Genomic DNA, 398 nt, shown 5'->3' on the forward strand with positions numbered 1-398 from the left:
CTCGGCCACGAGGGCCGGGTAGTAGCCGCTGCGCTCGATCGCCGCGCGCAGCCCCTGGGTCGTCGTACCGGATTTCGCCATGAGGTCCATCCTAAGGCCCCTCCGGGGTCCCCCTACCTGCCCGGCGCTCAGTAGCTGGGCAGGGTGCGCGGGCCGAGGTCGCTGCGGGCGGGCGGGTGGGCGACGCGGACGGTGGCGCTCAGCACGGAGAGGCCCTCGGTGGCGACGACGACCGGCTCCAGGGAAACCCCGACGACCTCGGGGTGGTCGTCGACGAGTCGGGACAGCCGGAGCAGGAGTTCCTCCAGGGCGCGGGTGTCGACGGGGTCGCTGCCGCGCCAGCCGAAGAGCAGCGGGGCGGTGCGGATGGAGCGGATCAGCGCGGCCGCGTCCCGGTC

General features: G+C 74.6%; 1 protein-coding gene and 1 pseudogene. Both read right to left on the reverse strand.

Features of this window, described 5'->3' with window-relative positions:
* Nucleotides 1-90 (reverse strand): annotated as a pseudogene (locus G3I71_RS52135) (phosphodiesterase); the annotation flags it as partial.
* A gap of 38 nt (nt 91-128) precedes the next feature.
* On the reverse strand, nt 129-398 hold a 270-nt coding region (locus G3I71_RS49375; protein WP_203733259.1), incomplete at its 5' end, for an acetate--CoA ligase family protein.

Origin of the sequence: Streptomyces sp. SID12501, from assembly GCF_010550245.1 — a bacterium.
GTDB lineage: Bacteria > Actinomycetota > Actinomycetes > Streptomycetales > Streptomycetaceae > Streptomyces.